Origin of the sequence: Pedobacter sp. JY14-1 (assembly GCF_029269825.1) — a bacterium.
Taxonomy (GTDB): Bacteria; Bacteroidota; Bacteroidia; order Sphingobacteriales; family Sphingobacteriaceae; genus Pedobacter.
In genome coordinates this window covers 589,255-604,978 of record NZ_JARJHU010000003.1, presented here as the reverse complement: position 1 = coordinate 604,978, position 15,724 = coordinate 589,255, and the positions used below count along the sequence as shown (strand labels likewise).

The window sequence follows — 15,724 nt, the reverse complement described above, 5'->3', positions numbered from 1 at the left end:
AGTGGAAGAAGCAAGAGTATATATAGAATCTGGCATACTTGAACTCTTTGTTCTTGGGCAGCTGAATGCGCAGGAACAAGCTGAGGTAGAGTCAATGGCGGCAAAGTATCCTGAAGTGAAACAGGAGCTGGAAGCGATTGAAATTGCCATGGAACAATATGCTTTATTGCACGCGGTATCTCCTTCCGAAAAGCTGGGAGAAAAAATAATGTCACACATCAGCCTTGATCCGGCAACCAGAATAACCCTGCCTGTATCTCCGCTTGCAAGTGAAATAAACAATCAACAAAAGATCAGGACATTGCGCTTTGCTTTGGCTGCATGCATCGCGTTGTTGGCCATTAGTGTAGCAGCCCTATTTTCCACACGTAATGCGCTCAGAACCGCAAAGGACCAGATTGCTGAGCTAAGCGTAAACAATCAGAAATACACCAGCACGGTAAACTATATGAGGTCTGAGAACGAAGACCTTAGAAAAATAGCGGACATGAAGTCAGACCCTGACTGGAAGGCCGTGAAGCTTGCGGGTACGGCGATGGACCCGAAAGCCAGCATGATGGTATATTGGCATGTAAGCGGAAAACATGTCATGATGGACAATTCCAAAACCGTACTTCCGGCCAATGATAATATACATCAGTATCAGCTCTGGGCATTAGTCAACGGAAAACCGGTAGACCTGGGTGTATTTGATGTCAGAAAAGACCACTCCAAAATCCTGGTAAACATGAAAGATATTGCGGGCGCCCAGACTTTCGCCGTAACACTGGAAAAAAAAGGCGGAAGCCCGACACCTACCCTCGACAAGATGATCGTTGCAGGCAACGTATCTATCTAACCATAATTAATTAACTTCCTTAAGAAATTTCCTCACAGTTCCTGGCAGTTGCGCAGCTACTTGGGAGGCGGTTACATTGAACTGCTTTGTTGCCAGGTCATCACCTGCCAGACCATGAAAAAAGCAGCCGAGCATAGTCGCGTTAAGCGCGGAGTACCCCTGTGCGAGATATCCTGCAATGATTCCGGTAAGGACATCGCCCATACCTCCTTGTGCCATCGCAGGGTTTCCGGTAGGATTAATGAGCAAGCGTCTTTCGGGGGACGCGATAAACGTGTATCTGTTTTTCAGTACAATGACACATTTCTTCTGTTCTGCAGTATCCAATGCTGTTTGTATGCGCTCCCACCAGGTTTTGTGTTCGCCAAAAAGACGGTCAAATTCCCTCATATGTGGAGTAAGGATGTTGCCGCTACTCATCACATTGAACATGTTTCTGTTCACGGCCATTTCACGGAGCGCTTCTGCATCAATGACTATCGCCGGCTTTTTTTTTAACTGATAAAGGGCTTGAAACAGATTTGCGTCCTCATTACTTATATCGTCAGCGAGTTTCATGCCCGGGCCGACCGCAATCGCATTGTATCTCTCGAAAGCTTCAGGCTCACCCAATCCATCTCTGCCTGTAAACATCGCTTCAGGCAATAGGGTATTGAGCGCGGTAAGGCCGCTTTCAGGTATGCTGACTGTCGTAAGACCTGCACCCGCATGGATACAGCCGCTGGCAGCAAGCAGGGCTGCACCCATCGTATCAGTTGCCCCTGCGACGATCAGGGCATGACCATATGTGCCTTTATGACTGAAAAGATCCCTTGGTCTAATAAGTCCGGAAATATCAACCTCCTTCACCAGGAAAAATCCGGTCCCCGCAGCCAGTCCCTCAGCCACTTCAATATCACTTGGAGCAGAGGCATCGGGAAGATACTTATTTAAGAATAACCTCATAGAGAAAGTATATGAAATGAACCTAAACTCCCATCTCCTTCTTTAAAAATTTACCCGTAAGACTGATGGGGTTCTGTATGAGGCCCTCCGGAGTTCCTTCAAAAATGATCCTGCCTCCACCAGCACCGCCCTCTTCACCCAGATCGATCACCCAGTCGGCCACCTTTACCACGTCAAGGTTATGTTCGATCACCAGTACCGTATTGCCCCGGTCCACCAGCTCATTGAGTACACCCAGCAATACATTAATATCTTCAAAGTGCAGGCCCGTTGTCGGCTCATCCAGGATATAGAAAGTCTTGCCGGTATCCTTCTTGGAAAGTTCCGTAGCCAGTTTTACCCTTTGCGCCTCTCCACCCGATAAGGTAATGGAAGACTGGCCAAGCGTAATATAACCCAGTCCCACATCTTTCAGCGTCTTGATCTTGCGGTAGATGACCGGCATATTCTCGAAAAAGTCACAAGCATCCTCAATACTCATATCCAGCACATCGCTGATCGACTTACCTTTATACCGTACCTCAAGTGTCTCGCGGTTATAACGTTTACCACCGCATTCTTCGCAGGGCACCTGTACATCCGGCAGGAAGTTCATTTCAATAACTTTCATACCTGCACCCTGACAGGTTTCACAACGTCCGCCTTTCACATTGAAAGAAAAGCGGCCAGGCTTATAGCCCCTGATCTTGGCTTCGGGCAGTTGAACGAAAAGATTCCGGATGTCAGAGAACACCCCGGTATAGGTAGACGGGTTAGACCTCGGCGTACGGCCGATAGGAGTCTGGTCAATCTCAATCACCTTATCAATATCCTTCAACCCGTTGATCTTTTCATACGGAAGCGGATGCTTTTTAGCCCTGAAGAAATGATGGTTGAGGATTGGATATAAAGTTTCGGTGATCAGGCTGGATTTGCCACTGCCGGAAACACCTGTCACGGCGATGAACTTACCCAGGGGGAAATCTACGGAAACATCCTTAAGATTGTGGCCGCTGGCCTTTATGATAGACAGTTTATGCCCGTTGCCTTTGCGACGCTTCTTAGGTACTTCTATCGCTTTGCGGCCGTTTAGATAAGCGGCAGTAAGCGTATCCGACAGGAGGATCTGATCAGGCGTACCTTCCGCAACGATCCGGCCACCATGGACACCGGCCGCAGGCCCTACGTCGATGACATGGTCAGCTTCCAGGATCATATCTTTATCGTGTTCCACAACCAGAACAGTATTGCCCAGGTCACGCAGGTTTTTCAGCGCGTTGATGAGGCGCTCGTTGTCTCTCTGGTGCAAACCTATACTAGGCTCATCGAGGATATACATGACATTCATCAGTTGGGAACCGATCTGCGTCGCCAGCCGGATGCGTTGCGCCTCACCTCCTGAGAGCGTACGGGCAGTACGGTCCAGCGACAGGTAATTGAGCCCCACATCGCTGAGAAAGCCCAGCCTGGCCCTGATCTCCTTCAGGATTTCTTTAGCAATAGTACGCTGACGTTCCGACAACCTGCTTTCCAGGTCGGTATACCAATCCCTTAACCCGTTAATATCCATTTCAGCCAGCTCAAAGATATTCTTGCCGTCGATCTTAAAATGCAGGCTGTCCTTCTTCAATCGGGCACCATTACAGACAGGGCAGGTTTTGAGCTTACGGAACGCCTCCATATCATCTACTGCTCCTTCCCCCCTGCGTTCCTGCTGTTCCTCCAGCAGTTTAATGATACCGTCGAAGTTAATCTGGTAATTCTGTACATTCCACTTATTGTGCTCTACAGCCACTGTCAGCAGTTCTTCTGTACCGTTCAGGATAATATCAATATTAGGATCACCCAGCTTCTCAATCGGTGTAGACAACGAAAAGTTATATTTTTTAGCAAGAGCCTTCAACACTTGGAAGACCCATATGTCCCTGTATTCGCCCAGGGGCGCAAGCCCTCCGTTCATAATACTCAGCTTGGGGTTGGGAATCACAGAACTCCGGTCAATGACAAAGATATAGCCAAGGCCATCGCAGTTTTCGCAAGCCCCGTAAGGTGAGTTGAAGGAAAAACTGTTCGGTTGCGGCTCGTCATAAGAGATACCCGTCGTAGGGCACATCAGAAAACGGCTGAAATGAGAAACATTATTTTCCTTATCACTGATCTTGATGACACCCTTGCCCAGGCGCATGGCAGTTTGCAGAGAATCCTGCAAACGCTTGATATCTTTCCGGTCGATCAGTAAGCGGTCAACCACGATCTCAATGTCATGGATCTTATACCGGTCCACCTGCATTTTAGGTACAAGGTCCTGTATCTCTCCATCTATGCGCACCTTGACATAACCTTGCTTGCGGATCTGTTCAAATAACTCCCGGTAATGGCCTTTTCGCCCCTTGACAACCGGTGCCAGGATATTAACAGCCACACCCCCGAATTTTTTAAAAATGTTATCCAGTATCTGGTCCTCGCTCATCCGTTCCATCTTTTCTCCGGTATTATAGGAATAAGCATCTGCGGTACGCGCATAGAGCAGGCGCATGAAATCGTAAATCTCCGTAATGGTCCCAACAGTAGACCGGGGGTTCTTACTGGTCGTCTTTTGCTCTATCGCGATAACGGGGCTAAGACCAGACACCTTATCGACATCGGGCCTCTCCATACCACCCATGAACTGGCGCGAGTAAGCGCTGAAAGTTTCCATATACCGCCGCTGTCCTTCCGCATAAATTGTATCAAAGGCCAGAGAGGATTTACCACTTCCGCTAAGACCGGTGATCACGACCAGTTGGTTACGCGGAAAAGAAACATCGATATCTTTAAGGTTGTGTACCCGGGCACCGTACACTTCTACATCTTTTTGCTCGCCCAGGTCTATGGTATTATTGCTCATATTTTTTTAAAAAAGGACCGAAAGTTCTCAAAAAAGTTCCACTTTACTGTATATCGGAACAGAATTTACATGCTGATGTTTTCTTTTACCACGGATATTACCACTGTATCGTAGTTCCATCTTCAGTGGGGTGCCCGGTGCAGACAAGGACCCTTCCCGCCGCGACCTCCTCATCGATCAGCACTTCATTGTAATCCATACGTACATGCCCGCTGGTACAGGTTGCGGTACAGGTACTGCATATACCCGAGCGGCAACTGTAAGGCAGGTCAATACCAGAATCCAGGGCAACCTGCAGGATAGTACGGTTATAAGGCACCCGGATACCGTATACTTCTCCCCGTATTTTAAGCTGTACAGTGTAAGTACGGGTATCTTTAACTGCCTTTTCTGTGGTATCGTCGTCGTCCTGTTCGTCTTCCGGCAGCACAAAAGTTTCACGTCTGATCTGGCTGATGCTGAAGCCTAGCTTTAACAGGGTAATGCGGCAGGACACCATATAGTCGATAGGTCCGCACGTATAGAACAACGCCTCCTCACGGCTGTATTCCAGTTCTTCATTTACGATCTTCTCGATCAGGAAGACGTTAAGCCGCGCAGTCATCAGGTTTTTACTCTGGCTGGACACATAAATTAGTTTCAACCTCCCCGGATATCGTGCTTCCAGATTGTTGAGTTCATCATAGAAAAGGGTGTCGTCAACGGAGCGGCTGCTGTACACCAGCACGAGCTTAGACTTGCCCTCAGCTGCAAGCGCTGTCTTGATGATAGAGAACAGCGGCGTAATGCCTACTCCAGCTGCAAAAAGGAATACTGTCCGTTGCAGTTCCGGCGCCGGTACATAGGTAAATTGTCCATTAGGCGGCAGTGCCTTCAACACATCCCCCACCGCAGTACGGTGGTGCAACAGCCGTGAAATCTCACCATTTTCAATGCGCTTGATAGCAATCGACAGCGGCTCTCCGGTAACGGGTGAACTGCAAAGAGAATATGAACGTCTGACTTCCCTGCCCTGCAGATCAAATACCAGGGTAATGAACTGTCCGGCAAGATATGCGGGCTGTTTATTACCCTCCGTATCAAAAACAATGATCAGGGTATCTCCAGGACTTCGCCTGAGTTCAGCAATGCGTAAGCTCATCTGTTCCATTGCGCTCAAAATAGCAAATTATGAACAGATGTGCCAGTACAATTCCTTATTCCTAGTTATATGCTTTGAACTTGTTCTCCTGACGGTAAGCAATCAGACCCTTTGCCGGCCGGTAGCCATAGCGTGCAGGGTTTTCTACCACTTCTTTCATAGAGATAAGCTTATAGACATACCCGCCGGTTTCCCGGTTCAGCTTCAGCTTAAAGTAATTGTCCTGGTTTTGCTTGTTAATCTGCTTCTGAATATGCACATCACCAACATTATAGGCCGCCGCTACAAGTGTCCAGCTGTCGAAAATATGATACAGTTCCTTGATGTATTTAGCGGCAGCAATGGTAGACTTGCGCAGGTTCTTGCGTTCATCTATCTTCCTGTTGACTTTCAGTCCGTAAATACGTGCAGTACCCGGCATAAATTGCCAGATGCCAGATGCACCTTTATGTGATGTGCCTTCCTGAAGACCAGATTCTACCAGGGCGATGTATTTGAAATCATCAGGTATACCATAGGCCGCCAGTATCGGCTCAATGACCGGGAACCATTCTGCTGCCTTGCGGTGCAGCCGGTTCGTCTGTAAACGACCGTAAGTATAAGCGGTAAGTACCATCTTCATCTTTCGCTCTACCCGGGCATCTCCCAGTGGCAGGGTCTCATCTGCAAAGTTCAGTTGCGCCATGTGCGAAAGCGGAACTGCAGCTTTTGGTGTGGTTTGTGTGGTGTCTTTTAGTGTCGTGGTTCCATTCTCCGAATGGCTTTTTGCTGTGGTGGGCATGTGGTAAGCAAACACTCCTGCTGCAACTAGTAATACTAAAATTACCGTACAGCGTACGATGTGTTTCTTTATCATTTTCCTCCTTTTTTTGGTGAACAATATAAGAACGGCTGCAAACATACAACATATATTGTTAATTACCAAGCATTTACAAAACAAAGCATAAAAACCGGCCCTGAACATACCGTAAAGGCCGATTCTGACGACCCCTCTTTTTGCCCGAAATTTTGCCTAACTTTGCAACCCGCAATTCTTTTTTAGCGGACAAAACGTATCATGACAAAAGACAATAACAGGAAAAGTCGGGATGACAAGTCCACACCTGGAAACAGGAACACAGGGACCAGGAAAACATCAGGTTCAGCAAATGATTTTAAGGGAAAACGCAGCTTCGGAGACAAGGGAAGTTTCGGAAACAAGAGCAGCTTTGAAGACCGGAAAGGCAAGTTTGACGACCGCGGCGGAAAACAACGTGAAAGTGCCAGGGGTTTTGTAAGAAAGGAAAAGGATGGCGATACCGGATCTTTCAAAGATAAGCCTTTCAGAAAATCCGGAGACAGGAAAGAAGGCGGTGCTTTCGCCGACAACAGGCCCTTCCGCAAAAGGGAAAACGATTCCTACTCAAAACCAGGTTTTAAAAACAAGCGCGGCGACTTTAAGCCCGGCGAAAAATATCAGGGCGGACCGGAACGTGCGGAAAGAGCCGGCAGAACCGACAAGAAGCCGGTATTGCGGAGCCGAAAAAATACAGCCGTCAAAGACGACGGGCTGATCCGCCTGAACCGTTATATTTCCAATGCGGGCATCTGTTCACGTCGCAAGGCTGATGAACTGATCTCGGCAGGTGTGGTTTCCGTGAACGGAGAAGTAGTTTCGGAACTTGGCCATAAGGTAGACCCCTCAAAGGATGTCATCAGGTACAATGGCGAAGTACTGAAGCGCGAGAAGAAGATCTACGTACTGCTGAACAAGCCAAAAGACTATATTACCACTACCGATGATCCGCAGGAACGCAAGACAGTAATGCACCTGGTGGAAAAAGCCAGCCGGGAGCGCATCTACCCTGTAGGCCGGCTGGACAGGAACACAACCGGGCTGTTATTGATGACAAACGACGGCGAACTTGCGGACAGGCTCTCTCACCCAAAGAACGGCATCACCAAGATATACCATGTGGAACTGAACAAAAACCTCATCCAGGGCGACCTGAACAAGCTTCAGTTCGGTCTTGAACTGGAAGACGGCTTCATCAAACCAGATTCGGTATCGTATGTAACAGGCGCATCTAAAAAAGAGATCGGCATCCAGATCCACAGCGGCAAAAACCGCATCGTCAGGAGAATATTTGAACATCTGGGTTACGATGTGGTCAAGCTCGACCGCGTAGTCTATGGCAACCTCACCAAGAAAGACCTTCCGCGCGGCAGGTGGCGCTACCTGGATGAGCATGAGCTGATCCAGATCAAACATCTGATCAAATAAAAAAGAACTGCAACTTATGAGAAGGCTATTTGTTTCATTGCTGATGACACTGACGATACAGACCCTTGCCCAGGAAAAATTTCATAACCTGTTGATCGGAACCTATACAGGTGAAGGAAAAGGCGAAGGCATCTATGTTTACCAGTTCGGCAGTGAAACAGGTGCCTTCAAATTAAGAAGTACAGCAAAAGGCGTAGCCAATCCAAGTTACCTGGCCCTGGCTCCCGGAAACAGACTGGTTTATGCCGTAAACGAGTCAGGAGATAAGAGTTCAGCAAGCGCATTCACTTTCGATCCCGAAAGCGGGACGCTTAAGTTCATCAACAGAATACCTGCCGGAGGAAACGATCCATGTTACATCATCGCTGACGAAAAGCATGTCATTACCGCCAATTACTCCGGTGGCAGCCTCACAGTTTTTGGCGTAAATGCAGATGGCGGCCTTACAAAGGCAAAGCAACTGATCAGACATAACGGAAGCAGCATCAATAAGAGCCGGCAGGAAGCACCCCATGTACATATGGTTGCCTTCAGTCCGGAAAGAAAGTATGTGACGGTTAACGACCTGGGAACAGACAAGGTTTACCTCTACAGTTATCATCCTGATGACAATAATAATGTCCTTATTCCTGCAGACAGCATCAGCCTTACTCCCGGCGCCGGACCAAGACACCTGACATTCAGTAAAGACGGCAAGTACGCCTATGTGCTGCATGAGCTCGACGGTGGGCTGACAGTAATGAGTTATACAGAGGGCCAGCTAAATACCATACAGGAAACAAGCATCAACAGCCCCGGGTTCTCTGGAGAGAACGGGGGTGCAGATATCCATCTTTCACCCGATGGCCGCTTTCTTTATGCCAGCAACAGGGGAAGTGAAAATAAGATCACCATATTTGCTGTAGAAAAGGGCGGCATTCTCAATCGGCTGTCACAAGTAAGTACAATGGGCAAGGGTCCCAGAAATTTCGCAATAACTCCCAATGGCAAGTTCCTGCTCGTGGCCAACCAAAACAGCAATGAGGTAGTAATTTTCAGCCGCGATCTTAAAAGCGGTATGCTGAAAGATACAGGAAAACGGATCTGTGTCGGCGCCCCGGTATGCCTGGTATTCACTCCGGCATCTTAAACCTCGTTAAGCTTAAGCTGGCTTTCAATCGTTTCTGTATAATATGCGACATATTGCGGCAATATCTTCTTAAGATCGAATTCCCTCGCTCTGGCCAGTGCATTATCCTTAAACTGCTGAAGCGTTTCGTCATCCTGAAGAATACTGATCGCCTTGGCCGCCATATCATCTACATCGCCGACATTGCTCATATAGCCACTGAATCCATTCACATTCAACTCCGGCAGGCCACCTGCATTGGAAGTAATGGCAGGGACCTTACAGGCCATAGCCTCCAGTGCGGCTAGGCCGAAGCTTTCTGACTGGGAAGGCATCAGGAAGAGGTCAGATACCGAAAGTATCTCTTCAACGGCATCTTGTTTACCCAGGAAGCGCACGTGGTCACAAATACCCAGGCTCCGGCAAAGCTGCTCGTCTGCTGCACGTTCAGGACCGTCACCAACCATCAGCAGCTTAGACGGAATCTTTTCCTGTATCTTCTGAAAGGTACGGATCACATCTGAAGTATTCTTTACCTTCCTGAAATTAGAAGTATGGATAAGGATACGCTCGTTATTGGGCGCTATAGCCTTTTTGAAGTGGTCCTTAGGCTTCAGGCTGAACCTGGAAAAATCAATAAAATTAGGGATCACCCTGATTTCCCTGTCGATCTCAAAGTGCTGTTCGGTGTCGTCCTTCAGACTCTGGGATACCGCAGTTACACCATCCGATTTATTAATAGAAAAAGTAACAACCGGCTTATAGGTCGGGTCCTTGCCTACCAGGGTAATATCTGTACCGTGGAGTGTGGTCACTATTGGAATATGTATGCCATAAGTTTCAAGTATCTGCTTGGCCATAAAGGCAGCTGATGCATGGGGGATGGCATAATGTACATGAAGGATATCCAGTTGTTCGAACCTTACAACATCTACCAGCTTGCTGGCCAGTGCAGATTCATAAGGCGCATAGTCAAATAAGGGATAATCCCTGACAGAAACCTCATGGTAAAACAGGTTAGCGGAAAAGAAATCAAGTCTGGCTGGCTGGCTGTAAGTTATAAAATGTACCTGGTGTCCTTCGTCTGCAAGTGCCTTTCCAAGCTCAGTCGCAACCACACCGCTACCTCCGAAAGTAGGGTAACAAACAATGCCTATCTTCATTAACATATTTTTTTCGACACAAAGTACCGTACTTCAGTTCAGCTTTATGTTAAACAATTGCAATTATTCAACATAAATACGACCTGTGGACTAGGACTTCATTTCATCTTTGATCACCAGGTAGAGTTCGTTGGGCCGCTGGGTGCCTATATAATACTCAAAGCCATCATGCCCGGTAAGCACCACCACGTCTTTTCCCGAAGAATAAAAACGGATACTCCCTTTACGGTGCAGGTTGTATACCGGATTGTTAAAGAGGTAATTACTGTAGGTGTCTTTTCTTACGCTTTTAATCGTACTGAGGTCAATCACCACCTTCTTTGCCGTCCAGAGCCCGTCAATGATCAGTTTACCGTTATTGATCGTAATCTTGTATTGGATCAGGAACAGCAGTATGATGGATACCGCGATGATACCGAAACCGACGACAAGGAACAGATCCTGTGTGCGGTCGCGGTCACGCTCATACACATAAGCGGCAAAGCAAAATGCTGCCATAACCAGTCGGATACATATCCGGATGTAATCCCTTCCGATGTACTGCTTTTCGAGATAGGCGTAACGGGCGCTCATTGTGTTTAATTTTTCAATAAAGTTACTGGTTTTTATAGTGATGTCATCAACAGGCGGCTTATTTTTAATGCGGCAGAAATTCCAGCATGGTGGTTCTTCTGGTGCTGCCCGTTACTTTATAGCGGTCATCCTGGCGCAGACCGCCTACCCAGATCACGTCCCCGTTGCCATTGATCACCAGGGGTATCCTCATTTTTTCCGTCAGCGGCACCTTAAGGTCGATAAACAGGTCACTCAGTTTTTTGGAGCCCCGCATACCCAACGGGTGCAGCCGGTCACCCTCCTGCCAGTACCTGATGATCAGTGGATAGATAAGTTTATCCGCATCTACGAATGCCTTACTCACATCACGTTCAAAAAAAGCAATCTCCGTATGGGTAATACGCAGGGCATTATGCCCAGACTGCACAAAGGTGTCACCCGGATGAACCATCACGATAGCAGGCCGGTCTGCTTCCAGCGGAGAAATGATCACTTCTGTACGGTCAACAAGTGCCTGATGCGTACTGCTGTAGAAACAGGCTCCGCTCTGGCCATCAAGTGCAGAAAGCAGTTCCTCCACAACAGCCTCACTGAAATGATAGGGTTTAAGCAATTCAAAAGTCAGCAGCCGCCTGGGCACCAGCTCCTTGAGGCCGGAAATCCGCAGGTGCAGGTCGCTGCCCTTCATATACGACAGATCCCTGCCGGTCCGCTCAACCTCCCTGATCAGCACCTGTTCTGCTTCGGCAAAGCGCTTTACATTCTGCTGAAAAGTCCCGGACAGGTTTGGATTAATTTTCCTGAGCTGGGGGATAACCTCATGCCTTATGCGGTTGCGGGCATAGTCCATCTTCAGGTTCGAGCTGTCCTCCACATAGGCAATTGCGTTTGCTGTAATTAAGGTGTCGATTTCGCTGCGGGAGAGAAAGAGCAGAGGCCGGATGAGGGTGCCCTTCTTTGGCAGGATACCATGTAGACCCGCGATACCGGTACCCCTTACGAGGTTGAGCAACAGGGTTTCTACAACATCATCCTGATGCTGGGCGAGCGCGACTGCTGCATAGCCATTTTCGCCACGCAGTTTTTCGAACCAGTCATAACGCAATGCCCTGGCGGCCATTTGTATGGAAACCTGATGTGCCTCTGCATACGCTTTGGTATCGAAATGCGTTAAATGAAACGGAACATCCAGATCAGCCGCAAGCATGTGCACAAAGTGCTCGTCCCTGGTAGACTCTTCAGCGCGGAGCCCAAAGTTGCAGTGGGCAATACCGAAGCGGTATCCAGCCAGCCTGAAAAGATGGGCCATCAAGACGGAATCCCTGCCCCCGCTAACAGCAAGCAGGATTTTTTCCGAAGGGTCAAACAGTTCGTGACTACGGACATATGCTTTAAAATTGTGCAGGGGCAGCATGTTTCAAAAATAACAACTAACTTTGTAAAGTGCGGAAAATACACCTTTTCTTTATCTTATTCCTCCTCCCCGCGGCGTTACTTGCCCAGCAAAAGACCAAGATCTTCCTGGAACGCTCAGAGGTGGGCAGCAGCAGCGGCCAGGATAAAATCACCTACCTGAAAAGGCCGGTTTTCCGTCATGCGGGGGCAACCCTCACCTGTGACAGTGCGGTACTCTATGAGGCACGTAATGCCTTTGAAGCTTTTAATAATGTACATATCGTACAGGGAGACACCATCAACATCTATTCCGATCACCTGATCTACGAGGGCGACACCAAAACCGCGCACCTGACCAATAATGTCCGGATGATCGACAAAGAATCCGTGCTCACCACCAATAACCTGGACTATAATATGGGCACAAAAGTGGGCACCTATGTTCAGGGCGGGAAGATCGTCAATAAGGATGTAACACTGACGAGCAGGAACGGGTATTACTTTTCCAACAGCAGAGATGCGTACTTCAGGTACAACGTCGTCGTGGTTACGCCCGAGACCAGGATTACCTCAGACACGATGAGGTACAATACCCTGACCAACTGGGCTTATTTTTACGGACCAACAAATATCAAAGGCAAAGGCGACAATCTGTATACCGAGAACGGGGCATACAATACCAAAACCGAATACGCCTACTTCGGCAAAAAGAACCTTTACACCAACGGTTCCAAATCACTCAAGGGCGACAGTCTTTACTACGATGGCATTGCAGGCTACGGCAAGGCAGTCCGGAACATTGTATTCAGGGATACTACCGACAAGACCGTACTCTACGGACAACTGGGCTTTTATTACAAAGCCGATGAACGCGCACTGGTGACGCGCAATGCTTACGTCGGCATGGGCACCAGCGACTCCGTTACTGTAAATAAAAAGCTGGTGCCAGACAGCATCTGGATGGGTGCAGATACCCTGGAGACCCAGATGGTGCAACGGGGTACGCTAAAACTACTGTCCTTTCCCATACTCAAAAAAGACAATGAACTTGGTGAAGAGGATAGCCCGGCAACAGAAGACAAAAAGCCATCGGCAGGTCTTCCGAAGCTTCCTGTGAAAATGCCGGCCGGACGCATAGCCCCCAAAAGCAGGCCCGGCAGCAAGAGCAAAGCAAAAAAAGGACTTCCCGCAGTTCCCAGGTATAGTCTGAATACAGACAGCCTTTTGCGGAGCAGCCTGGCAAAAGACAGCGTGCAGCGCGCGAAAGAACGGCCCAGGCTCATAAAGGATAAAGTCCCTGCCCCAGCCCCTGCCAGGGGGAAAACGACACCCGCTCCAAAAACGCTTCCGAAGGATAGCCTGAGTAAAGACAAACTGAAAAAGTCTGTTAAATTACCCGACACCGTATTTACCAATCCCCAGGATACCATAAAAACCAGGATCATTAAGGCTTATCATCATGTCCGGGTATATAAGAGCAATATGCAGGCGCTGGCAGATTCCCTTTTCTACAACAGTGCAGATTCTACGCTGCGGTGGTTCAGCAATCCTATCCTTTGGTCACAGGGTTCTCAACAGACCGGCGATACCATTTATCTTCGCCTGAAGAACAAAAAACTCAACACCCTGCAGGTACTTGAAAACGGGTTCCTGGTAAACGTAAATGCAGACTCGACCAGGCACAACCAGGTAAAGGGCAAGCTGTTTACCGCCTTCTTTAAGAACGGCGAACTCTCCACCATGTTTGTCGATGGCAATGCAGAAAGCATCTACTATATCAGGGATAAGGACAGCGCATATACAGATATGAACCAGACGGTAAGCGCGCGCATCAAGACCTTGTTTAAAAACAAGGAGATCACCAATTTGCTGACCATTAAAGATCCCGAAGGCGCCAAAATACCCATAGCAGAATTAAAGGAGGAAAAGTTCCTGACCGGCTTCAGCTGGAAGCCCGAACTGCGGCCGCTTTCCAAAAAAGAGATCGTCAGCGGAAAAAAGACAACGACAGGGAAACAACCAGCGAAAGCCGGTGCCGCAGACTCCAAATCACAGACACGTAAGATCAATGTAAAGAACGGCAAGGTCATTGAAACGCGGAGTGGAAAACCCCTGAACACACCAATACCCCTAAAAGCCGATTCACTGCTGAAGACAGCTCCACCTTTAAAAAAGGGAGCAGACTCACTGGTAAAAGAATTGCGTGCAGATTCAGTGCTTAAGCAAGCAGACTCGCTGCTCAAGAAATCCCGGCCCCTTCCTTCAAAAAAGCAATAAGCTTTGCCATTGCCTTCGCCCGGTGGCTGATCCGGTTTTTCTCCTCCATACTCATTTGTGCGAATGTCCTTTCATGGCCTTCGGGCCTGAATATAGGATCATATCCAAAGCCCTCCGTTCCCAGGGGCGCTTCCGTCAGATGCCCTTCTGCAGTTCCCTCAAAAAAGTAAGATTCACTTCCCATCCGGAGCGAGATCACCGTCCTGAAACGTGCGCTGCGGGTTTCCTCGCCCTGCATCCTTTGCAATACCAGCTCCAGGTTCTGCCGGTCGTCCCTGGTCCCTGAGTAACGGGCAGAATAGACCCCTGGCTCGAGGCCCAGCGCATCCACCTCCAGGCCACTGTCATCTGCAAAACAATCAAGCTGATAATGTTCCTTCACGTAACTGCTTTTCAGCGAGGCATTTTCGGCAAAAGTCGCTCCAGTTTCAGGAATATCCACATCGCAGCCGATATCCTTCAGGGTAAGCACCCTGTACCCCTCACCGAGCAGCTGTTGTATTTCTTCTGCCTTATGCCGGTTATTGGTCGCAAATACCAGGTCCTTTCTCATAGTTCCAGTTGTTTAAGCGCCCCCCAAAGTATCTTCTTTGCCTGCATATCGTCATCCAGCATCTCAAGGCCAGCTGAAAAAATGAGCTTTACACTACCTTCAGTCACTACGGTATACAATGCATGATCCGGAAGGCCGAGCTGGTTGCAACCGACACCAAATGAGAACACGATCTCCGGATTAAAAAAAGCAGCGAGTTCGCTGAAGTCCGTTTCCGGATAGCCTGCATAGTTCAGCAAGGCAAAATCTGCCGCCGCCAGGTTTACCGATTTTACGATTTTGCGCAACAGCTCCCTGCCCTTTTCATTGCTCACTTGCTCAGATTGACTGTTCACCAGGATCAGCACATTGCGCTTATTATTGCCCAGGTATTTAAATTCCCGGGCCTTTGCAGGTACCGTCTCCGAAATTTCCGGAGTCACCGGCTCAACAGGAGTGCCGGTCATCTCTGCTGCAGTATCGGAGGCGTCGTCTACAGGTAGAGCTTCGGCATCCCCCGCCTGTACCCTGGCTTCAGGAACGAGGTAGACATCTTCCGTAAAAAACAGGTGAAGCGCCTGAGGATCAGCGATAAATTGGTCTTGCATCTGAAACTTGTCTGATGAGGCTTTTTTTCTGTT

13 protein-coding genes are annotated in these 15,724 nt (G+C 48.5%); 4 read left to right on the top strand and 9 right to left on the bottom strand.

The annotated features are described in order from the left end of the window. Position 1: 1 nt before the first annotated feature. Positions 2–838, top strand: a complete 837-nt coding sequence (locus tag P2W84_RS08705; protein WP_276089736.1) for an anti-sigma factor — start codon at positions 2–4, stop codon at positions 836–838. Positions 839–844: 6 nt separating this feature from the next. On the opposite strand, the gene P2W84_RS08700 is transcribed toward P2W84_RS08705, so the two are convergent. The 4 genes from P2W84_RS08700 to P2W84_RS08685 all read right to left on the bottom strand — a co-directional run bounded on the left by P2W84_RS08700 (position 845) and on the right by P2W84_RS08685 (position 6,646). Beyond that, complete coding sequence (locus P2W84_RS08700) at positions 845–1,783, bottom strand: NAD(P)H-hydrate dehydratase (RefSeq protein WP_276089735.1); 939 nt, start codon at positions 1,781–1,783, stop codon at positions 845–847. 22 nt (positions 1,784–1,805) lie between these two features. Next, the gene (gene uvrA, locus P2W84_RS08695; protein WP_276089734.1) at positions 1,806–4,649 is read right to left on the bottom strand and encodes an excinuclease ABC subunit UvrA; all 2,844 of its coding nucleotides are present in this window, start codon (positions 4,647–4,649) and stop codon (positions 1,806–1,808) included. Positions 4,650–4,746: 97 nt separating this feature from the next. After that, on the bottom strand, positions 4,747–5,799 hold the full coding sequence (locus P2W84_RS08690) for a ferredoxin--NADP reductase (protein ID WP_276090078.1): 1,053 nt from the start codon (positions 5,797–5,799) through the stop codon (positions 4,747–4,749). Positions 5,800–5,851: 52 nt separating this feature from the next. Continuing rightward, positions 5,852–6,646: a lytic transglycosylase domain-containing protein gene (locus tag P2W84_RS08685; protein WP_276089733.1), complete on the bottom strand. Its 795-nt coding sequence runs from the start codon at positions 6,644–6,646 to the stop codon at positions 5,852–5,854. A gap of 201 nt (positions 6,647–6,847) precedes the next feature. Here P2W84_RS08685 and P2W84_RS08680 point away from each other — a divergent pair, with 201 nt between their 5' ends. Together P2W84_RS08680 and P2W84_RS08675 are read left to right on the top strand one after the other, a co-directional pair. After that, positions 6,848–8,053, top strand: coding sequence for a pseudouridine synthase (locus tag P2W84_RS08680; protein ID WP_276089732.1), 1,206 nt, complete (start codon positions 6,848–6,850; stop codon positions 8,051–8,053). A 16-nt stretch (positions 8,054–8,069) separates the two neighbouring features. Further along, the gene (locus tag P2W84_RS08675; protein ID WP_276089731.1) at positions 8,070–9,182 is read left to right on the top strand and encodes a lactonase family protein; all 1,113 of its coding nucleotides are present in this window, start codon (positions 8,070–8,072) and stop codon (positions 9,180–9,182) included. On the opposite strand, the gene bshA is transcribed toward P2W84_RS08675, so the two are convergent. The 3 genes from bshA to tilS form a co-directional block, all read right to left on the bottom strand. Then, positions 9,179–10,324: an N-acetyl-alpha-D-glucosaminyl L-malate synthase BshA gene (bshA, locus tag P2W84_RS08670; RefSeq protein ID WP_276089730.1), complete on the bottom strand. Its 1,146-nt coding sequence runs from the start codon at positions 10,322–10,324 to the stop codon at positions 9,179–9,181. The two genes, P2W84_RS08675 and bshA, sit on opposite strands and share 4 nt — an antisense overlap. 90 nt (positions 10,325–10,414) lie before the next feature. Beyond that, positions 10,415–10,897 (bottom strand): hypothetical protein, encoded by a 483-nt coding sequence (locus tag P2W84_RS08665; RefSeq protein ID WP_276089729.1) that lies wholly within the window; start codon positions 10,895–10,897, stop codon positions 10,415–10,417. Between the two features lie 64 nt (positions 10,898–10,961). Next, complete coding sequence (tilS, locus tag P2W84_RS08660; RefSeq protein WP_276089728.1) at positions 10,962–12,293, bottom strand: tRNA lysidine(34) synthetase TilS; 1,332 nt, start codon at positions 12,291–12,293, stop codon at positions 10,962–10,964. Positions 12,294–12,322: 29 nt separating this feature from the next. Here tilS and P2W84_RS08655 point away from each other — a divergent pair, with 29 nt between their 5' ends. Continuing rightward, on the top strand, positions 12,323–14,551 hold the full coding sequence (locus tag P2W84_RS08655) for an OstA-like protein (protein WP_276089727.1): 2,229 nt from the start codon (positions 12,323–12,325) through the stop codon (positions 14,549–14,551). Here the strand turns inward: P2W84_RS08655 and rdgB are convergent. Next, on the bottom strand, positions 14,514–15,104 hold the full coding sequence (gene rdgB / locus P2W84_RS08650) for an RdgB/HAM1 family non-canonical purine NTP pyrophosphatase (protein ID WP_276089726.1): 591 nt from the start codon (positions 15,102–15,104) through the stop codon (positions 14,514–14,516). The genes P2W84_RS08655 and rdgB overlap by 38 nt on opposite strands. Next, entirely contained in the window at positions 15,101–15,691 is a 591-nt protein-coding gene (locus tag P2W84_RS08645) for a hypothetical protein (RefSeq protein WP_276089725.1), read from the bottom strand. Before P2W84_RS08645 ends, rdgB begins: the two co-directional genes overlap by 4 nt. Positions 15,692–15,724: the final 33 nt, after the last annotated feature.

Bases quoted from the DNA above. Each gene is read 5' to 3' on its own strand.
- P2W84_RS08680 (WP_276089732.1), top strand. From the start codon at position 6,848: ATGACAAAAGACAATAACAGGAAAAGTCGGGATGACAAGTCCACACCT.
- P2W84_RS08685 (WP_276089733.1), bottom strand. From the start codon at position 6,646: ATGATAAAGAAACACATCGTACGCTGTACGGTAATTTTAGTATTACTA.
- P2W84_RS08700 (WP_276089735.1), bottom strand. From the start codon at position 1,783: ATGAGGTTATTCTTAAATAAGTATCTTCCCGATGCCTCTGCTCCAAGT.
- rdgB (WP_276089726.1), bottom strand. From the start codon at position 15,104: ATGAGAAAGGACCTGGTATTTGCGACCAATAACCGGCATAAGGCAGAA.
- P2W84_RS08675 (WP_276089731.1), top strand. From the start codon at position 8,070: ATGAGAAGGCTATTTGTTTCATTGCTGATGACACTGACGATACAGACC.
- P2W84_RS08665 (WP_276089729.1), bottom strand. From the start codon at position 10,897: ATGAGCGCCCGTTACGCCTATCTCGAAAAGCAGTACATCGGAAGGGAT.
- P2W84_RS08690 (WP_276090078.1), bottom strand. From the start codon at position 5,799: ATGGAACAGATGAGCTTACGCATTGCTGAACTCAGGCGAAGTCCTGGA.
- uvrA (WP_276089734.1), bottom strand. From the start codon at position 4,649: ATGAGCAATAATACCATAGACCTGGGCGAGCAAAAAGATGTAGAAGTG.
- tilS (WP_276089728.1), bottom strand. From the start codon at position 12,293: ATGCTGCCCCTGCACAATTTTAAAGCATATGTCCGTAGTCACGAACTG.
- P2W84_RS08645 (WP_276089725.1), bottom strand. From the start codon at position 15,691: ATGCAAGACCAATTTATCGCTGATCCTCAGGCGCTTCACCTGTTTTTT.
- bshA (WP_276089730.1), bottom strand. From the start codon at position 10,324: ATGAAGATAGGCATTGTTTGTTACCCTACTTTCGGAGGTAGCGGTGTG.